At 61.1% G+C, this 22,651-nt stretch carries 23 protein-coding genes; 12 read left to right on the top strand and 11 right to left on the bottom strand.

The annotated features are described in order from the left end of the window. Positions 1-118: 118 nt before the first annotated feature. On the bottom strand, positions 119-1,480 hold the full coding sequence (locus ACVW0R_RS00115) for a nicotinate phosphoribosyltransferase (RefSeq protein WP_011430364.1): 1,362 nt from the start codon (positions 1,478-1,480) through the stop codon (positions 119-121). 152 nt (positions 1,481-1,632) lie between these two features. On the opposite strand from ACVW0R_RS00115, the gene ACVW0R_RS00110 reads away from it, so the two are divergent. Then, positions 1,633-2,709 (top strand): cysteine hydrolase family protein, encoded by a 1,077-nt coding sequence (locus ACVW0R_RS00110; RefSeq protein WP_099812090.1) that lies wholly within the window; start codon positions 1,633-1,635, stop codon positions 2,707-2,709. Positions 2,710-2,762: 53 nt separating this feature from the next. Then, the gene (locus ACVW0R_RS00105) at positions 2,763-4,022 is read left to right on the top strand and encodes an ATP phosphoribosyltransferase regulatory subunit (RefSeq protein WP_457501441.1); all 1,260 of its coding nucleotides are present in this window, start codon (positions 2,763-2,765) and stop codon (positions 4,020-4,022) included. On the opposite strand, the gene gyrB is transcribed toward ACVW0R_RS00105, so the two are convergent. The 3 genes from gyrB to ACVW0R_RS00090 all read right to left on the bottom strand — a co-directional run bounded on the left by gyrB (position 3,973) and on the right by ACVW0R_RS00090 (position 7,623). Then, positions 3,973-5,901, bottom strand: coding sequence for a DNA topoisomerase (ATP-hydrolyzing) subunit B (gene gyrB, locus ACVW0R_RS00100; RefSeq protein WP_457501440.1), 1,929 nt, complete (start codon positions 5,899-5,901; stop codon positions 3,973-3,975). The two genes, ACVW0R_RS00105 and gyrB, sit on opposite strands and share 50 nt — an antisense overlap. A gap of 181 nt (positions 5,902-6,082) precedes the next feature. Further along, complete coding sequence (gene rimM / locus ACVW0R_RS00095) at positions 6,083-6,643, bottom strand: ribosome maturation factor RimM (RefSeq protein WP_011430368.1); 561 nt, start codon at positions 6,641-6,643, stop codon at positions 6,083-6,085. A gap of 11 nt (positions 6,644-6,654) precedes the next feature. Further along, positions 6,655-7,623 (bottom strand): SPFH domain-containing protein, encoded by a 969-nt coding sequence (locus ACVW0R_RS00090; RefSeq protein WP_011430369.1) that lies wholly within the window; start codon positions 7,621-7,623, stop codon positions 6,655-6,657. 204 nt (positions 7,624-7,827) lie between these two features. On the opposite strand from ACVW0R_RS00090, the gene ACVW0R_RS00085 reads away from it, so the two are divergent. From ACVW0R_RS00085 to ACVW0R_RS00075, 3 genes are all read left to right on the top strand, one after another. Then, positions 7,828-8,820: an NAD(P)/FAD-dependent oxidoreductase gene (locus tag ACVW0R_RS00085; protein ID WP_457501439.1), complete on the top strand. Its 993-nt coding sequence runs from the start codon at positions 7,828-7,830 to the stop codon at positions 8,818-8,820. Between the two features lie 79 nt (positions 8,821-8,899). Next, complete coding sequence (locus ACVW0R_RS00080; protein WP_099887460.1) at positions 8,900-9,988, top strand: polysaccharide deacetylase family protein; 1,089 nt, start codon at positions 8,900-8,902, stop codon at positions 9,986-9,988. A 120-nt stretch (positions 9,989-10,108) separates the two neighbouring features. Next, a complete protein-coding gene (locus tag ACVW0R_RS00075; RefSeq protein WP_228375208.1) occupies positions 10,109-10,726 on the top strand; it encodes a hypothetical protein in 618 nt (205 codons plus the stop codon). Positions 10,727-10,892: 166 nt separating this feature from the next. On the opposite strand, the gene ACVW0R_RS00070 is transcribed toward ACVW0R_RS00075, so the two are convergent. After that, positions 10,893-11,693, bottom strand: coding sequence for a M23 family metallopeptidase (locus tag ACVW0R_RS00070; protein ID WP_457501438.1), 801 nt, complete (start codon positions 11,691-11,693; stop codon positions 10,893-10,895). 244 nt (positions 11,694-11,937) lie between these two features. On the opposite strand from ACVW0R_RS00070, the gene ACVW0R_RS00065 reads away from it, so the two are divergent. Beyond that, positions 11,938-12,921 (top strand): carotenoid biosynthesis protein, encoded by a 984-nt coding sequence (locus ACVW0R_RS00065; protein ID WP_457501437.1) that lies wholly within the window; start codon positions 11,938-11,940, stop codon positions 12,919-12,921. Between the two features lie 5 nt (positions 12,922-12,926). On the opposite strand, the gene lspA is transcribed toward ACVW0R_RS00065, so the two are convergent. From lspA to cysC, 3 genes are all read right to left on the bottom strand, one after another. Next, positions 12,927-13,397 carry a signal peptidase II gene (lspA, locus tag ACVW0R_RS00060; protein ID WP_457501436.1) on the bottom strand — a complete coding sequence of 157 codons (471 nt, stop codon included), beginning with the start codon at positions 13,395-13,397 and terminating at the stop codon, positions 12,927-12,929. A gap of 237 nt (positions 13,398-13,634) precedes the next feature. Beyond that, positions 13,635-13,859 (bottom strand): hypothetical protein, encoded by a 225-nt coding sequence (locus tag ACVW0R_RS00055; RefSeq protein WP_011430377.1) that lies wholly within the window; start codon positions 13,857-13,859, stop codon positions 13,635-13,637. Between the two features lie 77 nt (positions 13,860-13,936). Next, positions 13,937-14,467 (bottom strand): adenylyl-sulfate kinase, encoded by a 531-nt coding sequence (cysC, locus tag ACVW0R_RS00050; RefSeq protein WP_011430378.1) that lies wholly within the window; start codon positions 14,465-14,467, stop codon positions 13,937-13,939. A 90-nt stretch (positions 14,468-14,557) separates the two neighbouring features. On the opposite strand from cysC, the gene ACVW0R_RS00045 reads away from it, so the two are divergent. Next, entirely contained in the window at positions 14,558-15,814 is a 1,257-nt protein-coding gene (locus ACVW0R_RS00045) for an acetylornithine/succinylornithine family transaminase (protein WP_457501435.1), read from the top strand. Here the strand turns inward: ACVW0R_RS00045 and ACVW0R_RS00040 are convergent. After that, positions 15,811-16,224, bottom strand: coding sequence for a hypothetical protein (locus tag ACVW0R_RS00040; RefSeq protein ID WP_011430380.1), 414 nt, complete (start codon positions 16,222-16,224; stop codon positions 15,811-15,813). The two genes, ACVW0R_RS00045 and ACVW0R_RS00040, sit on opposite strands and share 4 nt — an antisense overlap. Before the next feature lie 154 nt (positions 16,225-16,378). On the opposite strand from ACVW0R_RS00040, the gene ACVW0R_RS00035 reads away from it, so the two are divergent. The 3 genes from ACVW0R_RS00035 to ACVW0R_RS00025 all read left to right on the top strand — a co-directional run bounded on the left by ACVW0R_RS00035 (position 16,379) and on the right by ACVW0R_RS00025 (position 18,681). Continuing rightward, positions 16,379-17,203 (top strand): creatininase family protein, encoded by an 825-nt coding sequence (locus ACVW0R_RS00035; RefSeq protein WP_011430381.1) that lies wholly within the window; start codon positions 16,379-16,381, stop codon positions 17,201-17,203. Positions 17,204-17,329: 126 nt separating this feature from the next. Then, complete coding sequence (locus ACVW0R_RS00030; RefSeq protein ID WP_457501434.1) at positions 17,330-17,992, top strand: Uma2 family endonuclease; 663 nt, start codon at positions 17,330-17,332, stop codon at positions 17,990-17,992. Positions 17,993-18,015: 23 nt separating this feature from the next. Then, positions 18,016-18,681, top strand: coding sequence for a Uma2 family endonuclease (locus ACVW0R_RS00025; protein ID WP_457501433.1), 666 nt, complete (start codon positions 18,016-18,018; stop codon positions 18,679-18,681). Positions 18,682-18,686: 5 nt separating this feature from the next. Here ACVW0R_RS00025 and ACVW0R_RS00020 read toward each other — a convergent pair whose 3' ends face one another. Continuing rightward, positions 18,687-19,325, bottom strand: coding sequence for a Crp/Fnr family transcriptional regulator (locus ACVW0R_RS00020; RefSeq protein ID WP_011430384.1), 639 nt, complete (start codon positions 19,323-19,325; stop codon positions 18,687-18,689). Positions 19,326-19,582: 257 nt separating this feature from the next. On the opposite strand from ACVW0R_RS00020, the gene atpC reads away from it, so the two are divergent. Together atpC and ACVW0R_RS00010 are read left to right on the top strand one after the other, a co-directional pair. After that, the gene (gene atpC / locus ACVW0R_RS00015; protein ID WP_011430385.1) at positions 19,583-19,990 is read left to right on the top strand and encodes an ATP synthase F1 subunit epsilon; all 408 of its coding nucleotides are present in this window, start codon (positions 19,583-19,585) and stop codon (positions 19,988-19,990) included. A gap of 82 nt (positions 19,991-20,072) precedes the next feature. Beyond that, complete coding sequence (locus ACVW0R_RS00010) at positions 20,073-20,579, top strand: heavy metal-responsive transcriptional regulator (protein WP_206336901.1); 507 nt, start codon at positions 20,073-20,075, stop codon at positions 20,577-20,579. Here ACVW0R_RS00010 and glmS read toward each other — a convergent pair. Then, on the bottom strand, positions 20,540-22,387 hold the full coding sequence (glmS, locus tag ACVW0R_RS00005) for a glutamine--fructose-6-phosphate transaminase (isomerizing) (protein WP_457501432.1): 1,848 nt from the start codon (positions 22,385-22,387) through the stop codon (positions 20,540-20,542). The genes ACVW0R_RS00010 and glmS overlap by 40 nt on opposite strands. Between the last annotated feature and the right edge of the window lie 264 nt (positions 22,388-22,651).

Raw genomic sequence — 22,651 nt, 5'->3', positions numbered from 1 at the left:
AAGACTTCAGCCAGAGCGGGGACTTCAGCGCCTTGCCAAGCACAAACTCGCAAAGCTGAAACCCCAAAGCCAGAATATTATAGAGCAGCGGGAACCCCTTCTCTGGGGTTCTGCTTGCTTAGGAAGAGCCCAGGTGACGATCCTTAACCTGCTGCAGGGCAGGGGTCAGGGCCATAGGCCAGGGAGCCGGCTGGCGCAGTTGCCGCACTGCCTGGGGCAGGCGCAGGACCGAGGCACGGCTGGTGCGGGCAATCGCCTCCAGATCCGGCAGGGGCTCCAACAGCACACCCTTGCGCAGGATCGGGCGCAGCAGCGGCTGGTAGCCAGGGGGCGGGCTCTCGTCGGCCTGGCCGAGCAAGTCCCCTGTGGGACCGCGGAAGATCTGCTTGCGCCCCGGCAGGGTGGCTTTGGCAAAGGAGGCCTTGGCCACTGGGATCCCGTTAATCTCCACCAATTTGTACACTCCGTTCACGCCCTCGCCGGTCACCAGCCGCGTCCCCACTCCATAGCCGCTGATAGGGGCTTGGGAGCGGTGCAGCCGTTCGATCTCGTACTCGTCCAAATCGCCGCTGACAAAGACCGGCGCCCCCTGGGGCAGGATGGCCTTGACCTGGTGGGAGAGGGCCTCCAGGTCCCCGGAGTCGATGCGCACGCCGCCGATCTCGCCTTGGGATCCCAGTTGATCCGGATGGGTGGCTGCAAAGAGCTGGGCCGCTGTGCGCGCTCCCTGGATGGGATCGTAGGTATCGATGAGCAGAACCGCCTGGGGAAAGTAGCGCCGGAAGGCTTGAAAAGCGCGGGTCTCATCGCCGGAGAGGGCGGCAATGGCCATCACCAGAGAATGGGCCATCGTGCCTGCCGGCTTGCGCCCCAGCTTGAGAGCTGCCAAGACGTTGGAGGTGGCGTTGAACCCCGCCGCCAGCGCTGCCCGCGCTGCCCACAGGCCCGCCTGGGGGCTAAAGGCTCGCCGCGTGCCGAACTCCAACAAAATGGCCTCATCCCCGGCAGCATCCCGCATGCGGGCCGCCTTGGTGGCAATCAGGGTTTGGTAGTTGAAGGTGGTCAGCAAGTAGGTTTCCACCAGTTGCGCCTGCCACAGAGGAGCCTCTACCCGCAGCAGCGGCTCGTTGGCGAAAACGGCCGTTCCTTCCGGCACTGCCCACACATCCCCCTCGAAGCGGCAGCTAGCCAGCAGCTCCCAGAAGCGTTGCGGTGCCTCGGCAAAAATGCCCGTCTCCCGCAGCGCCTGCAAGGCTTGCGGCGGAAAGTGCAACTGCTGCAGGTATTCCACCGCTTGGGCCAGCCCCATGGCGATGAGGTAGCCATAGTCGCTAGGCAAGCGCCGCACAAACAGCTCAAAGGCCGCCGGCTGATTCTCCAGCCCCTCCCCCACATAGCAGGCAGCCATTGTGAACTGGTAGAGATCCGTCAACAGGCCGTAGTCCTGGGGCTGCAGGGAGGAGAAGTCTGAATTCACCATGGAAACCTCAAGGGACAAGCCGCTGAAAAGCTAGGGGAGCGGGCAAAGAAGTCCTTGCCAAAGTTGGAGCTACTATGGTAACAGGTTTGGCCTGCCAGGGATCCCGGCGAGGTGGCCCCAGCGATAAGAGCTTGACTGCACTCTAAAAAGCCATGAACACCACTGTCCAGGGAGTAACGACTCAAGCTCCGCCGACACTTCCCTTGCCTGTTCATTTTGATCCCGAGCGGGTGGGGGAGATTTGGCGGGTGCCCTACCAACAGCGGGCCCTAGAGGCGGAGCAGTGGGCCCAAGAGCACCGCATCCCATCGGCAGAATCCGACCAGGTGCGGGTAGGCTTGTTGCTCATCGATGTGCAAAATACCTTCTGCATTCCTGGCTTTGAGCTGTTTGTGGGTGGTTCTAGCGGCCTGGGGGCGGTGGAGGATAACCGGCGTCTGTGTCAATTTATCTACCGCCACCTCGCCCACATCACCCAGATCGTGGCTACCCTGGACACCCACACCGCCATGCAGATCTTCCACCCCATCTTCTGGGTGGACGCCCAGGGATCCCATCCCGAGCCAGCTACAGCCATTTCTGCCGCCGAGATTCGCTCCGGGCGCTGGCGGGTCAACCCCGCGGTGGCCGCCAACCTCACCCAAGGGGATCTGACGCGGCTGCAGGTCTACGCCCTCCACTATGCCGAGCAATTGGAGAAAGGGGGGAAATATCCTCTCATTGTCTGGCCCTACCATTCCATGCTAGGTGGGATTGGCCATGCCCTGGTGCCGGCGGTGGAGGAGGCGATCTTCTTCCACACCATTGCCCGCTGCAGCCAGCCCAGCTTGCAGCTCAAGGGGGCCAACCCCCTGACGGAAAACTACTCCGCCCTCAGCCCGGAAGTCTTGACCGGCCCGGAAGGGGATCCCATCGACGAGAAAAATGAATCCCTTATCGGCCACCTACTGGAATTCGATGCCCTGATCGTGGCTGGCCAAGCCAAAAGCCACTGCGTCGCCTGGACGGTAAGCGACCTGCTGCAGGAGATCCAGTCCAGGGATCCCGCCCTGGCCAAGAAGATTTACCTTCTGGAAGATTGCACCTCGCCGGTGGTGATCCCCGGCGTAGTCGATTTTAGCGAGCAGGCGGAGGCGGCCTTTGCCCGCTTTGCCGCCGCGGGGATGCACCGGGTGCGCTCCACCGATCCCCTCTGGACGTGGCCTGGCTTTCCGTGGCGGAAGACTTGATCTCCTCTACCCCAGTGCTAGGATGCGGCAGGACAGGCTGTGGGAGTTTGCCTGTGGACGATCGTCCTGGCGGTGCAGATTTGCTTTGGGAAACCAGTTCCCTGCGCCCTCCCACTGGCGCCCGCGACTTTTTGCCGCGGGAAGTCCAGCGGCGGGAAAGGCTAGGGGCGCAGCTAACCCAGGTTTTTCGCCGTTACGGCTACCAACGTATCATCACGCCCACCCTGGAACGGCTAGAGACGCTACTGGCTGGGGGATCCATCCGCGCCGAGGCAGTGCTGCAGTTGCGGGACGGGGAAGGGACAATGCTGGGGTTGCGCCCGGAATTCACCGCTTCCATCGTGCGGGCAGCAGCCACGCGTCTGGCCAGCGGGCCCCTGCCGCTGCGGCTTTACTACCACGGCAACGTGTTCCGCAATAGCCGGCGGGAGGAGGGCTCCTACAGCAGCCAGGAGTTTTTCCAGTCAGGGGTGGAGCTCATCGGCGCGGGCGGATGGCTAGCCGACGCTGAGATCTTGCTGCTTTTAGCCGATTGCGTGCGCGCTGTTGGCCTCAGCAACTGGACATTGCTGTTGGGAGATGTGAGCCTGACTGAGAGCCTGCTTAACTCTGTTACTCCCAAGGCCCAGGCGGCGGTGCGCCGTGCCATTGCCCAGCTTGACTACGTTTACCTAGAAGCGGCTCCGCTGCCAGAGGCGGCCCGCCAGATTGGCCTGCAGATTCTGGGATTGCGTGGCCAGCCGGAACAGGTTCTACCTCAGCTGGCCCAGCTTCCTGTGTCGCCGGAGCGGCTGCGAGATCTGCGGCAGTTGTGCCAGATTCTGGAAGCCCAGCAAGTGCGGGTGGTGTTGGATCTGAGCTTGCTGCAAACCTTGGCCTACTACACCGGCATTGTCTTCCAAGCAGTGGTGGGGGGAGAAATCATCGCCTTAGGCGGGCGCTACGACCGGCTCTATGCCCTCTATAGCCCACAGCAACTGGAGCAGCCAGGGATCGGCTTTACCCTCCTGCCGGATACCCTGCTGCGGCTTTTGCCCCCCACTCCCCAGGACGAGGCAACGGGGTGCAAGCGGTTGGTGGTGCCACTGGTGCCGGCAGGGATCCCGGCGGCGCTGGCCTTGGCCGCCCGCTGGCGCGAGTCAGAGGCGGTGGAGCTGGAATTGCTGGATCGGACGCCCGAAGAGATCGAGGCCTACGCCCGCCAGTGCCGGATCCCCGAGATTGCCTGGGTGCAGGCCGATGGCAGCTACCACATCTCCCCCGTCAAATATCCAGAGCCGCCAGATCCAACTGGGCACTGTGGGCCTCGATGAACTCCCGACGCGGCCCGACGGCATCCCCCATCAGGATGGTGAAAATGCGATCGGCTTCGGCTGCGTCTTCGATGGTGATCTGCTTGAGGACGCGCGTTGCCGGGTTCATGGTGGTTTCCCAAAGCTGCTCCGGCATCATTTCCCCCAAGCCCTTGAAGCGCTGGATGGTGTACTTGGTGTTGGCCGGCAGGCTGCGCAGGACTTGCTCTTTCTCGGCCTCGTTGTAGCAGTAGCGCACGTTGTTGCGGCCCCACTCGATCTTGTAAAGCGGCGGACAGGCAATGTAGACGTAGCCCTGCTCCAAAAGCGCCTTCTGATAGCGGTAAAAGAAGGTGAGCAGCAGGGTGCGGATGTGGCTGCCGTCCACGTCGGCGTCGGTCATGAGGATGATGCGGTGGTAGCGCAGTTGGCTGGGATCGAACTCCTCGCCCTTGACCCCCAGGCCCAGCGCTGTGATCATGGCCTGAATCTCGGCGTTTTTGTAGATCTTGGCGGGATCCGCCTTCTCGATGTTGAGGATCTTGCCCCGCAAAGGCAGCACCGCCTGAAACTGGCGATCCCGTCCCTGCTTGGCGCTGCCCCCTGCCGAGTCGCCCTCCACCAAGTACACCTCCGACTCCGCCGGATCCCGGCAACTGCAGTCGGCCAGTTTCCCCGGCAGGGTGGAAGATTCCAGGGCAGACTTACGGCGCACCAGCTCCCGGGCCCGACGGGCCGCCTCGGCCGCGTTGAAGGACTGGATGGCCTTCTCGACGATCCCCCTGGCCACGTTGGGGTTGAACTCTAGGTATTCTGTAAGGGCTTCCGAGACAAGGGTCTGGACAATGCCCCGCACCTCGGTGTTGCCCAGCTTGGTTTTGGTCTGCCCCTCAAACTCAGGGTTGGGCACCTTGACTGCAAGGATGGCGGTCAGCCCCTCCCGCACATTTTCTCCCGCCAGGTTGCTGTCGGAGTCCTTGAGTTTGTTGAGCTTGCGGGCTTGGCTGTTGATGGTGAGGGTAAGGGCGGTCTTCAATCCCTCCAAGTGGGTGCCCCCCTCAGTGGTGCGGATGTTGTTGGCAAAGCCAATCAAGGTATCGGTGTAGACATCCGCGCACCACTGCAATGCCGCTTCTACCTCGACGCCATCCCGCTCCCCGCGCACATAGATAATATCGGGGTGGATGGGGGTTTTTTCGTGGTTGATGAAGGCCACATATTCCTTAATGCCGCCGGCAAATTGATAGACTTCGCGGTGAGGCGGATCCCGCCGCAGATCGCTGAAGATGATTTTCAAGCCGGCATTGAGGTAGGCCAGCTCGCGCAAGCGGGCCGCCAACAGGCTGTAGTCAAACTCCCGCTCCGGGAAGATGAGCTCATCCGGCTTAAAGCGCACCTCCGTGCCCCGCCGCTGGGCACCGGCAGGCTGCGGCTCGGACTGAAGGGATCCCACCACCGCCCCTCGCTCGAAGCGCTGGAAGTAAACCTTGCCCTCCCGCCAGACTCTGGCCTCCAACCACTCGGAGAGGGCATTCACCACCGATACCCCAACGCCGTGCAGCCCCCCGGAGACCTTGTAGCCGCCGCCGCCGAATTTGCCGCCAGCGTGCAACACAGTCATGACCGTCACCAGCGCCGACTGCCCGGTCTTGGGGTGGATGTCTACCGGGATGCCGCGGCCATTGTCCAGCACCGATACCGAGCCATCGGGGTGGAGAGTAACCTCAATTTCGTTGCAGTGGCCAGCCAGAGCTTCATCGACGGAGTTGTCCACCACCTCGTACACCAGGTGGTGCAATCCCTTCGGCCCAGTGGAGCCAATGTACATGCCAGGCCGCCTGCGCACAGCCTCCAAGCCTTCCAAAACTTGGATCTGCTCTGCACCGTAGTTCTCCGTCATTCGTAACTCCAATCCCGAAGAGAGATCCCGGCCCCCGCCGACCTAAACCCAGAGAAATTGACGCCAGAAGCCAGAGATAATCCAAATGCCAAAAACCTGCCCCCATAATAGCACAAAAGGCTAAAACGGCCACACAGCCGCTTCTGAGGGCAAACTTTGGCAGGGGATGCAGGGATGGAGATCAGTTTCTTGCCCGATCCTGGCCGAGAAAGCTCTCCACCAATCCCGGTGGCGGCTGCACCTGCAGCTCACCTTTTTCCAAATCCACAACCGGCACCAGAGCCTTCACAAAGGGGATCAACACCTGCCGCTTGTCGGGGGTGGCGATCTCCAGCACATCTTGGCCAGCGGCCCAGATGGCCGAGACATGCCCCAGCAGCCGCCCTTGATGGTAAACGGCCAGGCCGATGAGATCGGAGTAGTGGTACTCCTCCGGCTCGAGGGGCAGGCGCTGGGAAGCCGGCACCAACACCTTAGCTCCCACCCAAGCCTCTGCCGCCGTCCGATCGGGAATTCCTTCCAGCCGCACCAGGTATAGGCCCTTGGCGGGAAAAAACTGCCCCTCGATCAAAGGATGCAACAGAGGCTCCGGATCGCTATCCCGCTGCAGCCAGCGCGGCCCTGGCTCGGTAAGGCGCTCCGGAAAATCCGACCAGCACTTAACCCGCAGCCAGCCCCGCAGTCCATGAGCAGCCACCACCTGCCCCACCAGCAGCCAAGCGGTATCCCTTGAAGCTACCATAGCTGTCGCTGCTAGTCGAGCTGAGGAAAGTTCACCTCGGTCGGGAAAGCCGTGGAGCTGCCCAACTTTTGGGAAGCCCCGGAAGCGCGGGATCCCTGTTCTCCCTTGGCCACATCCACCATAGAGAGCAACCCTTGCAGGGTAGCGGGGATGGAATTGGGATCCATAAAGATCACCTTCGAGCTGGGGCTACTGCCCACCTTGAGACCCATATCGATGTAGTTTTGCGCCATCAAGTATTGCAGCGCGTTGGCTGCCTCTGGGTTTTCCTGCAAAGTGGCGGCAATGGTTTTGATGGCCTCAGCCGTGCCCTCGGCTAGGAGCAGCCGCTCGCGCTTCTCAGCTTCTGCTCGCAACAACTGCGCCTTGGCAGCCCCCGCCGCTTGGTTGATGCTGGCCTGCTGCTCCCCCTCGGATTTGAGAATGGCCGCTCGCTTCTCCCGCTCGGCAGCCATCTGCTTTTCCATCGAGTCCTGCACGGTTTTGGAGGGCTGAATATCTCGAACTTCCACGCGGGTGATCTTGATCCCCCAGGGATCGGTGGCCTCGTCCAGTTCTGTCAAAAGGCGGGCGTTGATCTCGGCGCGGGAGGAGAAGGTCTGATCTAGATCCATGCGGCCAATTTCGGCCCGCAGGGCCGTCAGCACCAAGTTCACCAAAGCCCGCTGTACATCCTCTACTGCATAGCGAGCCTTGATCATATCCGTAATGCGCCAATAGACCACCGCATCCGCCATCAAAGAAACGTTGTCGCTGGTGATGCACTGCTGCGGCGGCACGTCCAACACCTTCTCGCGAATGGTTTCCTGGAACACAATCCTGTCGATGGGAGGAAAAATGACGTGCAGCCCGGGTGTTAGCTTGCGGTGAAACCGGCCCAGACGTTCTACCAGCGCCTCATAGCCCTGGCTGATGATCTTGACGGAGTTAAACAGGTAACCGAGGAAGATCAGGGCGATTGCCGCTAAGATGCCTGGCATAAGACGTCTCTCCTGAGTGGGAGCTTTGCCTCTTATCTTAGACGATTGTTCTCTGGGCTTGTCGGCCTTGACCTCGAGGCCCCTGAAGGCGGAGACTCTTTCCGGCTTTTTCCTAAAATTTTAAGGTTTGATGTCTTGACCCATACCTCATTGACCGGTGGGGGCAACCGGAAAGACTGAAAAGCACCTAAAGGGAGTCTGTCTATGAAACTAAACAGCAAGAACCTAGAAGTTGGCTTGAACAAAACCTACGACGTCATTGTCGCCGGTGGCGGCGCAGGGGGGCTGTCGGCGGCAATCTATCTGGCTCGCTATGGCTTGAGTTGTCTGGTGGTGGAAAAAGGCAAAGGCCGATCTTTTTGGATGCAGGATCTGCGCAATTATCTGGGCCTGCCGCCAAACACGCCAGGACGAGAGCTGTTGCGACAGGGAAGGGAGCACGCCCTCAGCTTGGGGGTGGACTATCTATGGGGCTATGTGGAAAATGTGAAGGATGAGGGAGACCTTTTTGCCGTCAAGGTCAAGGTGGGAAAAGTCAACAGCCTCTACCCCGTTTTTCGCAGCAAGTATTTGATCGCGGCAACAGGCATCATCGATCATCTGCCGCAATTGCCGGACATGCAAAATGTTTACGACTATGCCGGCTATTCATTGCATGTCTGTATGATTTGCGATGGCTACGAAATGCGGGATCAAAAGGCAGTTTTAATCGTCGGCTCAGAGGCTCAAATCAACACTGCCTTTGTCCTCAACTGGTTTACGCCTTATATCTCGGTGTTGACTCACGGCCTCTGCTCGGTCGGCCCTGAAATGCGCCAAAAACTGGCCGAGCACGGCTATCCCCTTTACGAATCTCCCATCCGCCGCTTTCTGGGCGAGAACCACCAGATGCGCGGTGTAGAGCTCGCGGATGGCACCTACATCGAGGCAACTACCGGCCTGGTGGCCATGGGAGCCAAGTACCACAACGACTATTTGAAAGGGATCCCCAACTTGCAGTGGCAGGGCGAAAACCTCGTGACCGACGAGTGGTGCCGCACCACCCATCCGCGGCTGTTCGCGGTAGGAGATTTGAAGCAAGGCCTCAATCAGGTGGCGATTGCGGTTGCTGACGGAGCGCTGGCGGCCACAGCCATTTGGCGGGACATCCGCCGAGCCTCCCCTGCTCGTCAATGGGAAGAGCACCTGCGCTCTTAGTTTGGGCTCATTCCGCCCTCTTGAGGGAGCTGGGATGGCCCTTTGCCCTATGATTGTTGCGAAGCCCCGAGAAACTCCCATGCGTTCTCTGAAAGCGGCGATCTTTTTTTTGGTTTTCCTATTGGTGGGGCTGCAGTACTGCGCGGTGGAGGCCCAGTCTTTTTTTGATCTAAAGCTGACTCTAACCTCAGAATACGATCCTGTTCTCCCGATCGAGAGCGTTCGGGTTGTGCGCGGCAGCCCTCCCCAAGACCTGCTGGTTTACCTATCGGCTCCTTCTGCTGCCTGGGTTTACCAAGAGCGGGTAAATGGGCATTACTTGATCGATATTCCCTATGCGGTGATTACGCCCTCGACCGCTGTTGAGGTTCCTAGGGAGCTGCCCTACCGGCTGAGCTGGGGCAACCGAGACGAACAGACTGGGCGCCTGCTGATCACCCCTGCACCTGCCCAGGTAGAGGTCTTTTTGCAGCATGGCTGGACAGCGGATCCCACTTTGCTCGATCCGCTGGAAAATAGCCGGCCTTTGCAACTGCCTTTGGAAGAGGCGCTCGGGCCTTTGTTGGAAGTGCCACCTCGCTCTGCCTTTCTCACCATTGACGATGGACCTTGGCCGCAGTCCACCCCTCGCCTTTTAGAGGTTTTGGATCAGCTACAGATTCCGGCCACCTTCTTTCTCATCGGCAATCACGTTTCTCGCTTTCCAGAGTTGGCCAAAGCCATTCAAACCCACGACCACACTATAGCCAACCACACGTTTACTCACGACTATCGACGCCTCTATAGCAGCGACGAGATATTCTATGCCGAGGTGGATCAGACAACCCAACTGCTCAAGACGTTGGGCTTGGATCCCCAACTGGTGGTTCGCCCACCGGGCGGTTTTCGCTTAGACTCTGCTTTGCGTCGCGCTTTGGAACAGGCAGGGTATCAGGTTCTCTACTGGAACCTTAGTCCTGAGGATGCCTATGCCGGCCAAACAGTAGACCAGCTTTTGCAGCGGGTTCGATCCCAGTTGTCGGTGATGAAAGCCTCTGAACAACCCCTGGTTTTGCTGCTGCACGACCGCTGGCCCCATACTGCAGAAGCTTTGCCGGAGATCGTTGCTGCCGTTGAAGAGGCGGGCTATCGCTTTTTGCCCTGGCCCACTTCTAGAGATTCTGCTTGAGGGAACTGCCAACTGTCTCTTAAGCAAAACCGGGCAATCTCTTAAAATCTTAGGGTCGAGGAGTGGGGAAGTATGCGAAAGCCCTTGGATTTCTGGGGTCGGATAAGTTGGGGAGCAGCCTTGGCTCTGGCGCTACCCCTTGCTGTTAACTCTGCCCACCCCCAGCCGCTGCTTCCGCTGTTGCCGGCTGTTTCTGAGGGAGGCACCGCGCGCGAGGGAGTAGTTGCCCTCTTTCGTCAATCCATCTGGTGGGAGTTCATCCGCGGCAATCGCGGCCAAAACCTGCGCCTGTTTGCGGCCAGCCTCACCGCTTCCGATCGGCAGGATGTGGTGGCCGTGTTTGAAATCCAGCGGCAGCCGACAGTGGAGCCGGTGGTGCGCGTTCTCAGCTTCGCCCATCAGGGAGGATACGATTTTCGCCTGCTCCATGCGGCTGAGCCGATCCCCGGACGGCTGGTGGAGGCGCACCTGCGCACCGACATTACCTCCAGCGCCCAGCCCAAGCTGGTACTGCTCACCGAGCGAGGGGGAATCAGCCTGCTGCGGTCTGTCTTGATCTTGGAACACCAGCCGGAGGGGTTTGTGCCGCTGCTGAGCGTAACCGATTTAAGCAATGCCAGCTTGCGGGTCAGCTCCCAAGGGCTCCTGGTCATCTCCAGCGTGCCGGGATCCAACCGCGACTCGCGCGCCACCCTCTACCAGTGGGAGGGAGATGGCTTTGTCCGCCGCGATCTGTAACATCCCAAGTCTTCCGATTGGCGACGAGACAATAGACCGCTGGGATTCGTTCCAAATTGCCACAAAGCAGTCCCTTGCAACTCCCCTCTCCCATTGGGAGAGGGGTCGGGGGTGAGGGGAGACTCCCACTGGGAGAGGGGTCGGGGCTGCGGGAAATGTCTCTAGTCTATTGAGGAGGGCCAGAGAGCTGTTGAGCCTGCCAGCAGGCGCCTAGGCTGGGCGCTTGGCCCACCTGCCAGAGAAACAGGCTTTCGGCTCCCAGGGGATGCAGGCTCCAGGGATCCAGGCCAGGCCCAAACCAGCCGTAGGGATCGACGGGGGCGGGTTGGCCGGAGTTGGTTGGGTTGAGACGGCGCACCTCGAAATGGAGATGGGGCCCGCTGGCACAGCCGCTGTCGCCCGACAGGCCGATCACCTCCCCGGCGGCTACCCTCTGTCCCTCCTGCACCTGGATTTGGCTGAGGTGGGCGTAGAGGGTTTCCAAGCCAGCTGGCTCGTGCAGAATGCGCACCCGCAACCCCCTGACCGGGCGACCCAAGGCAGGGCAGAAAAACGCTGGCTCCGGACGCGCTACGGTAACCCGTCCTGGGGCGGCGGCCAGGATGGGGGTGCCCACCGGCATGGCCCAGTCATAGCCGGCATGGCCATCGCTTTTGCCGCAGGGGTGCAGCGGGCCAGGGATCCAGACTTGGCCTTGCCCACTGACAAACCGTCCGTTGCCATCCTCCTCCCCCAAGGGCAAGTCGTGGTCGAAGAGGTTGGTGACGGGAAATTCCCCGACAAAGGGCTTGTGCAAAAACGGCCACTGGGGCGGCGGCGGATCCCCTTGGACTTGACGATAGCTCTCTAGTTGCCGCCGGTAGCCTTCCAGCTTCTGAAGCTGAGCGGGATCCTGCAACTGCTGCCGCAAAAGATCCACCAAGCGCAGGGCCTGAGCCCAGTCCCGGCGCTCCACAGCCCGGCTCAACTGGGCGTAGACTCCCCTCAGGACTTCCTGGGATACGGAGGAAGGGGGCCTCTGGGGAAAGCCAGGCAGAATGTTTACGAATTGATACAATAGGCAGCAAAGTATCAGTAGGCATACCTTGAGCAGACCAGGCGGTTTGGCTCGGGTGCCACTTTCCTTTTTGCCACCCGCTTTTCTCCTCAGCCCCTGCCCAAGCTGTGGGAAAGCGCAGTGGCTCTGACCAACCACCCCGCGGGAGCTTCTCATGCGTTGGCTGTTATCCTCTGGTGTTCTGGTTAGCTTGCCTTTCCAGTTTTTTAACAGGCGAGGTGTTCTCCTTTGGTCTGGGTCAATCTGGCAGTGGTTGGAAGCTTCGGCGCTAGGCTTGCACATTCTCTCCTTGCTCTTCGGCCTAGTGGGCCTACTTTGGGTAGTACCGCATCCCGAGTGGGTGGCCAGTTTGCCTCCCATTGGTCTGCAGGCCTTCTCTTGGGGCATGGGCAACGGCGGCGTTGCCTACATGGTGTCTGGGGCGCTGGCGGCAGTTCTGATGGGATCCCGCCTTCTGGGGGTGCGGCGCCTGTTGATGTTTTTGATCCCGGCGGTGGGCATTTCCTTGGCCAGCGAGCTGCTGGGCACCAGCACCGGGATCCCTTTTGGCGACTACGGCTACCTGAGCGGGCTGGGCTACAAGATCGCCGGACTGGTTCCCTTCACGATCCCTTTGTCTTGGTTTTACGTGGGGCTGTCGTCCTACCTGTTGGCGCGGGTGGCGTTGCAAGCGGGGCGCCATTGGCTGATCCACTGCGAGGCCATCCTGTTGGGGGCGCTGCTGCTCACCGCCTGGGACTTCGTGCTGGATCCGGCCATGACCCGCGGCCTGATCCCCTTTTGGACGTGGTTCCAGCCGGGGCCCTTTTTCGGCATGCCGCTGCAAAACTTCGGCGGTTGGATGCTCACCGGAGCTGCCTTTATGACCGCGGCCAACCTCCTTTGGGGGAAAGATCAGCCGGTCTTGAACCGCCGCCAGTTGCTGGGGCCGCTGCTGCTCTATGTAGCCAATTTTGCCTTTGCCCTGCTGATGAGCGTAGGATCCGGCATTGTCGCGCCAGCAGGGCTGGGGCTCTTGCTGGGATTGGGGCCAGCTGTGGGGTTGTGGTGGAGCGCTCCGCCGGATCCTGAGGCTCCCTCGCAGCCTGAGTTGGCCGCGCAAGAAGCTGGGGATCGCCAGTGGGCGGGGGCGAAGTAGGTCGCCTAGGGTCTCGGCGCCGTTTTTTTCGGGCTGCCCTGCCACAGGCCAACCAACAAGCAGGCCACCCCCACGTTGATGGCCACGTCCGCCACGTTAAAGACGGGGAAGCCAATCCAGACGAAGTTGAAAAAATCCACCACATAGCTGTTGAGAAAGCGGTCGATGCCGTTCCCCATCGCTCCTGCCCAGACCAAGCCGTAGCCCACCTGTTCCCAACGGCCCAGGCTGCTGCTGCGAATCGCCAGCAGCGCCAGCGCCACCGCTACCCCCAGCGAGACCCACTTGAGGAACTCTGCCGAATCGGCAAATAGGCTCCAAGCGGCGCCGGTATTTTCCACATAGGTAAGGTGAAACACCCCTGGCCACAGCTCGATTTCCGGCCCCGGCAGCAGCCGCTCCACCGCCCAGCGCTTGCTCGCCTGATCCAGGAGCAACCCCAGGATCCCGGCCAGCCAAAAGCCCGTGTTTTTCATGCTTTTTCACCTCACTACGTCCACCGGCAAGAGCGCTCAGAGGAGCACTTTTCCCATCCTGACATCCTCTCTTCTTTTGTGAGCGGCAAACCGCAGGAGCAAGGTTGGGGAGGGTGGAATAGAAAGCCAGGGAGCCTCAGGCCAGCAATTGTCTGCCTGGAGGGCAAAACAAAGAAAAGCGTCCGGCTAGCTGAGCCGGACGGGGATCCTACAGTCTAGAGGAGAGGAAAAGAGCAGCTACCGCCCCCGCTGCTCCAGGGATCGGCGCAACTCGCTGGCCATCTGTATAAACTCTTGCGGATTGCCCGCCTTGCCGTAGGAGGAGCGATCTTGAACCTTTTTGCCGCTACCTTGGCGGGTGCGGGTGTTGATCAGAGAGCTGGCCATTTCCAGAAACTTGGCAGGGTTCCCTTCGCTGCTGCCCCGCATCACAAAGGTTCGTCCGGCACGAGTCACTGCCATAGCTACCTTGATTCTCAGAAACGAAATGCTTGTTCACATCTTCCCACAAGGATCCCAAACCCGCCAGGCCCAGCGCCCTATTGGAGATAGCCGTGGCTTCTCAGGCTTTGCATCACCAAGTCGATACATTCAGAGATGCTTTGCTCGGCGGTTTTGCAGACCACCTCTGGATATTCTGGCGGCTCGTAGGGGTCGTCGATGCCGGTGAAGTGCCGGATGAGGCCTGCCCGCGCTTTGCGGTAGAGGCCTTTCACATCGCGCTGTTCACAAACTTCCAGGGGGGCGTCCACAAAGACTTCGATGAAGTTGCCGATCTGCTGCCGCACCTCCTGCCGGGTGGCGCGATAGGGGGAGATGGCCGACACCAGCACGATCACCCCGTGGCGGGTCAGCATCTCTGCCACAAAGCCGATGCGACGAACGTTCTCATCCCGATCCGCCCTGCTGAAGCCCAGTTCCTTGCTGAGGTGTTGCCGCACCAGGTCTCCATCGAGCACTTCCACCGGCAACCCCAAAGCCTGTAACTGCTGGGCGACACCGCAGCTCAGGGTGGTTTTGCCCGCGCCGCTGAGCCCCGTAAACCAGACCGTTACCCCCCGCCGCCCCATGGGTGTAGATCCCTTCTCCTTGGGCTTTGCCAGAATATCATCCCCCGCCCAGAGTGATACACTCGAGACATTGTCCATTCTCCCTCTGCCATGCCGCCGCTAAGCGCTTCTCTTGTCGACTTGGGCTCCGGGACAACCGCCGAGCTGTTCGACCGGCATGTGATGTCCACCTACGCTCGCTATCCTTTGACCCTGGTGCGGGGGGAAGGCTGCCGGGTTTGGGACGAAGAAGGGCGCGAGTACCTGGATTTTGTGGCTGGCATTGCCACCTGCACGCTGGGCCATGCCCACCCCGCTTGGATCCAGGCGCTGACTCAGCAAGCGCAACAGTTGCACCATGTTTCCAACCTCTACTACAACCGGCCCCAGGCGCAACTGGCCCAATGGCTGACCCAGCACTCCTGTGCCGATAAGGTTTTTTTCTGCAACTCAGGGGCAGAGGCCAACGAAGGCGCCATCAAGCTGGCCCGCAAATATGCCCATACGGTGCGCGGGATCCAAGATCCGGTGATCCTCACCGCCCAGGCTAGCTTTCATGGACGCACCCTGGCTGCCCTCACCGCTACCGGCCAGCCGAAATACCAAAAAGACTTTGCCCCGCTGGTGCCCGGCTTCGACTACGTTCCCTACAACGATATCGAGGGTACGGCGGCAGTGCTGGAGCGTTGGGGCGAGCGGGTGTGTGCCGTGCTGCTGGAGCCGCTGCAGGGAGAAGGAGGGGTTGTGCCCGGGGATCCTGCCTACTTTCAGTGGCTGCGCCGGGTCTGTAGCGAGCGGGGCATCTTGCTGATGTTGGACGAGGTACAGGTGGGGCTGGGTCGCACCGGCAGGCTCTGGGGCTACTGCAACCTGGGGATAGAGCCGGATGTGTTTACCCTGGCCAAGGGCCTGGCGGGCGGGATCCCAATTGGCGCCCTCCTGGCCAAAGACTTTTGCGCCGTGTTCCAGCCGGGGGATCACGCCAGCACCTTCGGCGGCAACCCCCTGGCCTGTGCGGTTGGCCTAGCGGTCTGCCGCACCCTGATGGCGGAGAGCCTGGTTTGGAATGCTCAGCAGACGGGCAGCTATCTGCGCCAGGGTTTGTCTTGCTTGGCAGAGCAGTTCCCACGGCTTGTTCAAGAGGTACGCGGCTGGGGCCTGATCCAGGGGCTGGTGCTGCGGATCCCGGCGGCTGAGGTGGTCAGGGCGGCCCTGGAGCGAGGGCTGTTGCTGGTGCCGGCGGGATCCCAGGTGGTGCGCTTGGTGCCCCCCTTGATCGTCACGCCTGCGGAAATTGACGAGGCGCTGGCGCGGCTGGAATCGGCTCTGCAGAGCTTGGCCCTTGGCAATAGCGGGACGGAGTCCTAGCCCTGGCAGACCTGCTGCAAAAAGGCTTGCAGCCGCTGGCGGGCCTCCTGGGGCAGGGGATCCCCGGCCTGCTCCAGCAGCGGCAGCACCTCCTCGGCGTAGGCCGGGACAAAGCCGGCAGCCGGCCAGAGCAAATCTGAGGTGGATCGCAGGTTCCAAACTTGGGATCCCTGCTTGAGCAACAGGGGTCGCACCCAAAGCAGAGCTGGGGATCCCGCCTCAAGATTGTGAAGAGAAACCTGAATCAGCTCCACGTAGAGGGTGGCCTGCGACCCCGGCAAGGCTAGGATGGGGCGGGGTGAGGTGAGGACACTCCCTACTTCCGTCCTCCCAGCAGGCAGAGGACGTCCCCTAATGGGGAGATCCTCACCAGAGCCACATTGAGCGGGCAGACAGGGCCACAGGGTCATGGAACGGCTGGCTTCCGCTTAGGAAAGTTGAGACCAACTACACCTGATCTTAAGGGATGCCTTCTCAGGTTCTGCGAGGGGATCCCAGATTGCCCATGGTGCTAGTCTTGCAGGCAAGGCTCCTCCAAATTCCTGGAAACCGGATCCCGCCATGATGCACACCTTTATCCCGCCCCACCGTTTCTTTCCCTACCTGACCTGGACGGAGATCCAGGCCATGCCCGACAAAGAGAACGTAGTCATCATCCAGCCGGTGGCCTCAATCGAGCAGCACGGTCCCCATTTGCCCCTGGTGGTAGATGCCTGCATCGGCACGGCAATCATCGGGCGGGCCATGGAAAAACTAGAGCCGGAGATCCCGGCCTATGTCCTGCCCACCCAGTGCTACGGCAAGGCCAACGAGCACTGGCATTTCCCCGGCACCATCACCCTCTCGGCGCAAACCCTGATGGCGGTGTTGACCGAAGTGGCCGAAAGCATTTACCGGGCTGGGTTTCGCAAGCTGGTGTTCCTCAACTCCCACGGCGGCCAGCCCGAGGTGCTGCAGATTGTGGCCCGCGACCTGCACCAGAAGTACGAAGATTTCCTGCTCTTCCCGGTGTCCGTCTGGCGCGTTCCCCACCAAGGCCAGGAGCTGATGACCGCAAAAGAGCAGGAATTGGGCATTCACGCCGGAGACGGCGAGACCAGCATGTTGATGTACCTGTTGCCCGAGACGGTGCGCACCGACCGCTTGGTCTGCGAGTACCCCTCGGATCTGCCGCAAGATAGCTTGCTCAGCCTGGAAGGGCGGATCTCGTTTGCCTGGACAACCCGCGACCTCAGCCGGAGCGGCGTCCTGGGGGATGCCACCGCCGCCACGCCCGAAAAAGGCAAGCTCCTGGTCGAGTCGATGGCCGACGGCTGGGTGCGGCTGATCCGAGATCTGCACAAGTTCCAACAGCCCCAGGCCTGGCGCAAAGCCCCGCTGTCGGTCTAGGGATCCCGGCAGGTTTCCTGACCTTTTGAGGCTTCTGGCCGGCCCTAGCCTGCTTCTCTGGAGCGGGAGGAGCGACTTCTCGAGGGCTGATGATAGGCTTGAGGGAAACCCCCTGAGGGAAGAGCGATGGTTCTTGCCTCAAAGCCAGCCACCCCCCCTGTCCTTGAGCGGCACGACGCCACTTGGCAGGACTATGTGGCCATTCGCAGCCATCCTGACCTGGAGTGGCAAAAACTCTCCTTTCATCGGGGTTGGTTGTGGGTCAACATGGGCAAAGAAGGGCCGGAACACGCCTCCGTCAGCGATTTCATCACCATCATTTTCGGGTTTTGGGCCTTTTTGCACCCGGATGTGCCGCTGCAGTCCTATGGTCGCTGTCTGATTGAGTACCCAGAAACCCACGCCTGCGCCCCTGACCTAGTGCTCTACGAAGGGGAGAACATCCCCAAATACCAAGCCGGCGAGCCGCGGCAGATTGATTTGCGTTTCCAAAGACCTCCCGACCTGGTGGGCGAAATTGCCGACACCACCCTGGCTCTTGACCTGGACGAGCAGAAGCAGCTTTATGCCAGTCTGGGCATTCGCGAGTACTGGGTCATCGATGTCAAGGGGCGGCGTGTTTTTGCCTTTGCCCTGGCCAAGGACAGGCGCTATCGGGCCATTGCCCAGTCACAGGTGCTGGCAGGCTTGCCGATAGCCCTGCTTGAACAGGCTCTGGAACGCCTGGCCAGCCAGACCAACACTGCTGCCGCCAACTGGCTCCTCCAACAGCTCCAACGCCAGGCTTAAGATTCCCAGCTTCAGGATGGACTATGACTGTAATCTCTCTCAAGACCTCGACTTCCCCCATCCTCGAGCGGCACGACGCCACTTGGCAGGACTATGTGGCCATTCGCAGCCATCCTGACCTGGAGTGGCAAAAACTCTCCTTTCATCGGGGTTGGTTGTGGGTCAACATGGGCAAAGAAGGGCCAGAGCACGCCTCCGTCAGCGATTTGATGACGGCCATTTTTTTCGCCTGGGCCTTTTTGCACCCGGATGTGCCGCTGCAGTCCTATGGTCGCTGTCTGATTGAGTACCCAGAAACCCACGCCTGCGCCCCTGACCTAGTGCTCTACAAAGGGGAGAACATCCCCAAATACCAAGCCGGCGAGCCGCGGCGGATTGATTTGCGTTTCCAAAGACCTCCCGACCTGGTGGGCGAAATTGCCGACACCACCCTGGCTCTTGACCTAGACGAGCAAAAGCAGCTCTACGCCAGCCTGGGCATTCCTGAGTACTGGGTCATCGATGTCAAGGGGCGGCGCGTTTTTGCCTTTGCCCTGGCCAAGGACAGGCGCTATCGGGCCATTGTCCAGTCAGAGGTGCTGGCGGGCCTGCAGATAGCTCTGCTTGAGCAGGCGCTGGAACGCCTGGCCAGCGAGACCAACACCGCCGCCGCCAACTGGCTCCTCCAACAGCTCCAACGCCAGGCTTAAAGCCGTCAGGGCGTTTGGGCCAGCTTGATGATGAGATGGCGGTTTTTGTCCACCGCGATCCAGCCCTGCTGGCGGAAACGGTTCAAAAGACGGGTGATGGTGACGCGGGTAGTGCCGATGGCATTGGCCAAGTCTTGGTGGGTGAGGCGCACCTGCAGGCGCACCCCCGTCGCCATTGGGGATCCCAACTCCACCGCCAATAGGGAGAGCAACTGGCGCAGCCGATCCTCCACCCGCCGCCGCCCGGCCAAGGCCAGCAGCGCTTCGGTTTGGCGCAACCGCCGCACCAACTGCTTGAGCAGCCCCTGGCTCAGGGTTGCTGAGGCTTCCACCTCGGCTGCCGGCAGCCGCAACACGTCAACCGCCGTCAACGCCTTGGCTTGGTAGGGATCCAACATTGTCAGCGGGGATCCCAGGGGCATGGAGGGGCCAGCAAATCCCAACAGCGCCTCGCCGCCATTGGGATAGAGGGTAGTCAATTGCACCACACCCCGACAGACGATCACCCACTCCTCGGGAAACAAAGGGATGACCTGGCCGGGACTGTAGGGAGATAAACTGCGGCCTCGGTAGAGGTCTTCTAGCAATTGCCGCTCCCGTGTAGGCAGGCCGGCAGCAAAATGGCCGGGCATCGTTTCAGGCATAGGCTAGCTCCGCTAGGGCAAACTGGGCACACTGGTCGTTGGGCTTTCCCCTACCAATAACAGCATGGGGTTGGCTTCGCGGCTGAGTTGGGGTAGAGGACAAGTGTTCCCGACAACACCTTACCGCTTGCCTCTTCGACGGAAGTAAAGGAGAGGTTATGCTCAGGTTAAGTCTCGCCACGCAGAGGGGCAGAACCGAGAGCAACCGCGATCCGGTAGGATAGAAGTGCCAAGCTCAACCCTTCAGGAGACCTGCTGTGACGCTGATGGTTCGCGTGATCACCCCCGACCGCACGGTTTGGGATGCCCCCGCCGAGGAAGTGATCCTCCCGGCTACCTCAGGTCAGTTGGGCATCCTCACCAACCACGCCCCTCTCTTGACGGCCATCGGCAACGGCGTGATGCGGGTCAAGGCCGGTGGCAAGTGGTCGGCCATTGCCGTGATGGGCGGGTTTGCGGAAGTGGAAAATAACGAGGTAACCGTTCTGGTCAACCGCGCCGAGCGGGGAGAAAAAGTGGATAAGGCCGCAGCTCAGGCCCTCTTGGACAAAGCGAGCCAAGTTTTGAACACCAGCAGCGACAAGCAAGAGCGCCTGCAGGCCAAGTTGGATCAACAGCGGGCCAGGGCCTTGATCCAAGCCGCCGAGATGGGCCACAAAAGCTGAGGGATCCCCGCTTTTCTTGGCAGGGGATCCGGCTGCGGGGCTGGCTTTGTTAAGCTGAAGCTCTTGGGGAGCTGGTGGTGCTATGTTCAGTCCTGCAGTTGCCGATGGCGCATTGGGCAGCTTGAGAATTAGCCAGGTGGCGGCGGCGGCGGGGTTGCCGGTGCGCACGGTGCGCTACTACGAGTCGCTGGGCCTGCTGAAGCCAACGGTGCAGCGGTCGGAGTCCAGCTATCGCCTCTTCCATCCGGCAGTGCTGGGGCGGCTGGCTTTCATTCGCCGCTGCCAAAGCCTGGGCCTGAGCTTGGAGGAAATTCGCCAGATCCTGCAGTTGTACGACCGGGGGGAGCAGCCCTGCCCAGAAATCCGCCAACACCTGCAGGAGAAGCTGTGGCAAATCGAAGAGCGCATGGCCGAATTGCAAACTCTAAAAGGCCAAATTGAAAGCCTCCTTTCCGATTGGCGGATCCCAGCGGAACCGACGGCCCAGGAGGACGTGATCTGCCCGATTTTGCAAAAGCCAGAGGCCGGCGGTGACAAGGTTGGCAGACGCTACTCGACGGTTACCGACTTGGCCAGGTTGCGGGGCTGATCCACATCGGCCCCGCGGCGCAGCGCCATGGCGTAGGCAAACAGCTGCAGGGGGATGACGTTCAAAACCGCCGACAGCAGAGGTGTGGTGCTGGGCACCTCGATGACGTGGTCGGCTTTTTCCCGGACCTGGGTATCTTCCGGATTGATCAGGGCAATGACTCGCCCGCCCCGCGCCCGCACCTGCTCGATGTTGGAGAGCATTTTTTCGTAGACGGGATCGCGGGTGGCAATACACACCACCGGCATGCGCTCGTCGATGAGGGCAATGGGGCCATGCTTCATCTCCCCTGCTGGGTAGCCCTCGGCGTGGATGTAGCTGACCTCTTTCATTTTTAAGGCCCCCTCCAGGGCTATGGGGGCGTTGACCCAGCGGCCCAGGTAGAGCATGTCGGTGACGTGGTGGTACTGCTCCGCCAACTGCTCGTAGAGGGCGGCGTCTTTCAACAACAGGCTGATCTTGCCCGGCAGCTCGATTAAAGCTTGCAGGTGGGATCGGATCTGGGCCGGGCTGAGGATCCCTTTGGCCTGGGCCAGTTGCAGGGCCAGCAGGTATCCTGCCACCAGCATGCCGGTAAACACCTTGGTGGAGGCGACGGCGATCTCCGGCCCGGCGTGGATGTAGATCACCCCGGCATCCGCCAGACGAGTGGCCTGGGATCCGATGGCGTTGACGATGGCTAGGGTGGGGATCCCTTGGCTGCGAGCCTCGCTCATGGCTGCCAGCGTATCCACCGTCTCCCCGGATTGAGTAAGAGCCAAAAGCAGGCTGTGGGGGCGCAGCACCGGCTGGCGGTAGCGAAACTCGGAAGCATAGTCCACCTGCACCGGGGTGCGGGCCAGGCTCTCAATGAAGTACTTGAGCACCAGGCAGGCGTGCCAGGCAGTGCCGCAGGCCACGGCGTGGATCTGCTCTATCTGGGCCAGTTGCGCTTCTGTTAGCGCCAGCCCCTCCAGCGTCACCCGCCCCCCTTCCAGATCCACCCGCCCCCGCAGCGTCTCGGTGATGGTGCGCGGCTGCTCGTGGATCTCTTTTTGCATGAAGTGCTTGTAGCCGCCCTTGGCCGCCGAGACCGGATCCCAGGCCACTGTAAGGGGGGTTTTGCGCAGCTCCTCGCCGGTAATGCGCTGATAGCGCACGCTGGAGTCGGTGAGGATGGCCATCTCTCCATCTTCCAGAAACACCACCCTGCGGGTGTGGCGGATGATGGCAGGCAGATCTGAGGCCACAAAATTTTCCCCTTCCCCCTCCCCAATCACCACAGCCCCGGCATTGCCCAGGCGGGCGGCAATCAGCCGATCCGGCGCCTCCCGATCCAAGGCCACCACGGCATTGCCTCCCCGCAGTTGTCCCATGACTTTGGCAAAAGCTGCCTCAAAGCAGCCCAGCTCCTCCGTGTACAGGCCCAGCAGGTGGGCGATCACCTCGGTATCGGTTTGGGAGCGAAAAGGGATCCCGCGCTGCAGCAGGTGCTCCTTCAGCTCCAGGTAGTTCTCCACAATGCCGTTTTGGATGACCACGATGCGCCCGCGCGCGTCGCAGTGGGGGTGGGCATTTTCTTCGCTGATACCGCCGTGGGTGGCCCAGCGGGTGTGGCCAATCCCCACCTTGGCCGTGGGCATGTTGGCCGTGAGCTTCACCAGCAGGTTGTGCAGCTTGCCGGTGGCCCGCACAATCCTCAAGCCCTCTTCTGGATCCACGGTGGCAATGCCGGCGGAATCGTAGCCGCGATACTCCAGGGTGCGCAGGCCCTCCAAGAGGATGGGAGCTGCCCACTGAAAGCCCACATAGCCGACAATGCCGCACATTCCTCACACCTCAACCCGAATATCCGCAAAGCCTACCCCAGCTTCCGGATCCCTTCAATAGTTTTTGCCGCCGCTGCGGGAGTAGACCTCGGCAGGGATCCTGGCTTCCTACTCAGGAACGGGCTGCTGCTGCCGGAGCTCAGGGGCCAGAGCAAAAGAAACCGGCGCGAAGTGACATCCTCTCCCGCTAAGCCCTGACGGGCTGTAGACGGGAGCTTCCGAGAATCACTTCCCGGAGTTGCTGCTTCAACGGACTGGTAAACC

The organism is Thermostichus sp. MS-CIW-15, assembly GCF_054060575.1.
The sequence above is the reverse complement of the archived record's forward strand: the minus strand, read 5'-3'. Positions and strand labels throughout refer to the sequence as shown.

What these genes read in the sequence shown, in the direction of transcription:
- ACVW0R_RS00115 (WP_011430364.1), bottom strand. Translation starts at nt 1,480, where the DNA reads ATGGTGAATTCAGACTTCTCCTCCCTGCAGCCCCAGGACTACGGCCTG.
- ACVW0R_RS00110 (WP_099812090.1), top strand. Translation starts at nt 1,633, where the DNA reads ATGAACACCACTGTCCAGGGAGTAACGACTCAAGCTCCGCCGACACTT.
- gyrB (WP_457501440.1), bottom strand. Translation starts at nt 5,901, where the DNA reads ATGACGGAGAACTACGGTGCAGAGCAGATCCAAGTTTTGGAAGGCTTG.
- rimM (WP_011430368.1), bottom strand. Translation starts at nt 6,643, where the DNA reads ATGGTAGCTTCAAGGGATACCGCTTGGCTGCTGGTGGGGCAGGTGGTG.
- ACVW0R_RS00090 (WP_011430369.1), bottom strand. Translation starts at nt 7,623, where the DNA reads ATGCCAGGCATCTTAGCGGCAATCGCCCTGATCTTCCTCGGTTACCTG.
- ACVW0R_RS00085 (WP_457501439.1), top strand. Translation starts at nt 7,828, where the DNA reads ATGAAACTAAACAGCAAGAACCTAGAAGTTGGCTTGAACAAAACCTAC.
- ACVW0R_RS00080 (WP_099887460.1), top strand. Translation starts at nt 8,900, where the DNA reads ATGCGTTCTCTGAAAGCGGCGATCTTTTTTTTGGTTTTCCTATTGGTG.
- ACVW0R_RS00065 (WP_457501437.1), top strand. Translation starts at nt 11,938, where the DNA reads ATGCGTTGGCTGTTATCCTCTGGTGTTCTGGTTAGCTTGCCTTTCCAG.
- lspA (WP_457501436.1), bottom strand. Translation starts at nt 13,397, where the DNA reads ATGAAAAACACGGGCTTTTGGCTGGCCGGGATCCTGGGGTTGCTCCTG.
- ACVW0R_RS00055 (WP_011430377.1), bottom strand. Translation starts at nt 13,859, where the DNA reads ATGGCAGTGACTCGTGCCGGACGAACCTTTGTGATGCGGGGCAGCAGC.
- cysC (WP_011430378.1), bottom strand. Translation starts at nt 14,467, where the DNA reads ATGGGGCGGCGGGGGGTAACGGTCTGGTTTACGGGGCTCAGCGGCGCG.
- ACVW0R_RS00045 (WP_457501435.1), top strand. Translation starts at nt 14,558, where the DNA reads ATGCCGCCGCTAAGCGCTTCTCTTGTCGACTTGGGCTCCGGGACAACC.
- ACVW0R_RS00040 (WP_011430380.1), bottom strand. Translation starts at nt 16,224, where the DNA reads ATGACCCTGTGGCCCTGTCTGCCCGCTCAATGTGGCTCTGGTGAGGAT.
- ACVW0R_RS00035 (WP_011430381.1), top strand. Translation starts at nt 16,379, where the DNA reads ATGCACACCTTTATCCCGCCCCACCGTTTCTTTCCCTACCTGACCTGG.
- ACVW0R_RS00030 (WP_457501434.1), top strand. Translation starts at nt 17,330, where the DNA reads ATGGTTCTTGCCTCAAAGCCAGCCACCCCCCCTGTCCTTGAGCGGCAC.
- ACVW0R_RS00025 (WP_457501433.1), top strand. Translation starts at nt 18,016, where the DNA reads ATGACTGTAATCTCTCTCAAGACCTCGACTTCCCCCATCCTCGAGCGG.
- ACVW0R_RS00020 (WP_011430384.1), bottom strand. Translation starts at nt 19,325, where the DNA reads ATGCCTGAAACGATGCCCGGCCATTTTGCTGCCGGCCTGCCTACACGG.
- ACVW0R_RS00010 (WP_206336901.1), top strand. Translation starts at nt 20,073, where the DNA reads ATGTTCAGTCCTGCAGTTGCCGATGGCGCATTGGGCAGCTTGAGAATT.
- glmS (WP_457501432.1), bottom strand. Translation starts at nt 22,387, where the DNA reads ATGTGCGGCATTGTCGGCTATGTGGGCTTTCAGTGGGCAGCTCCCATC.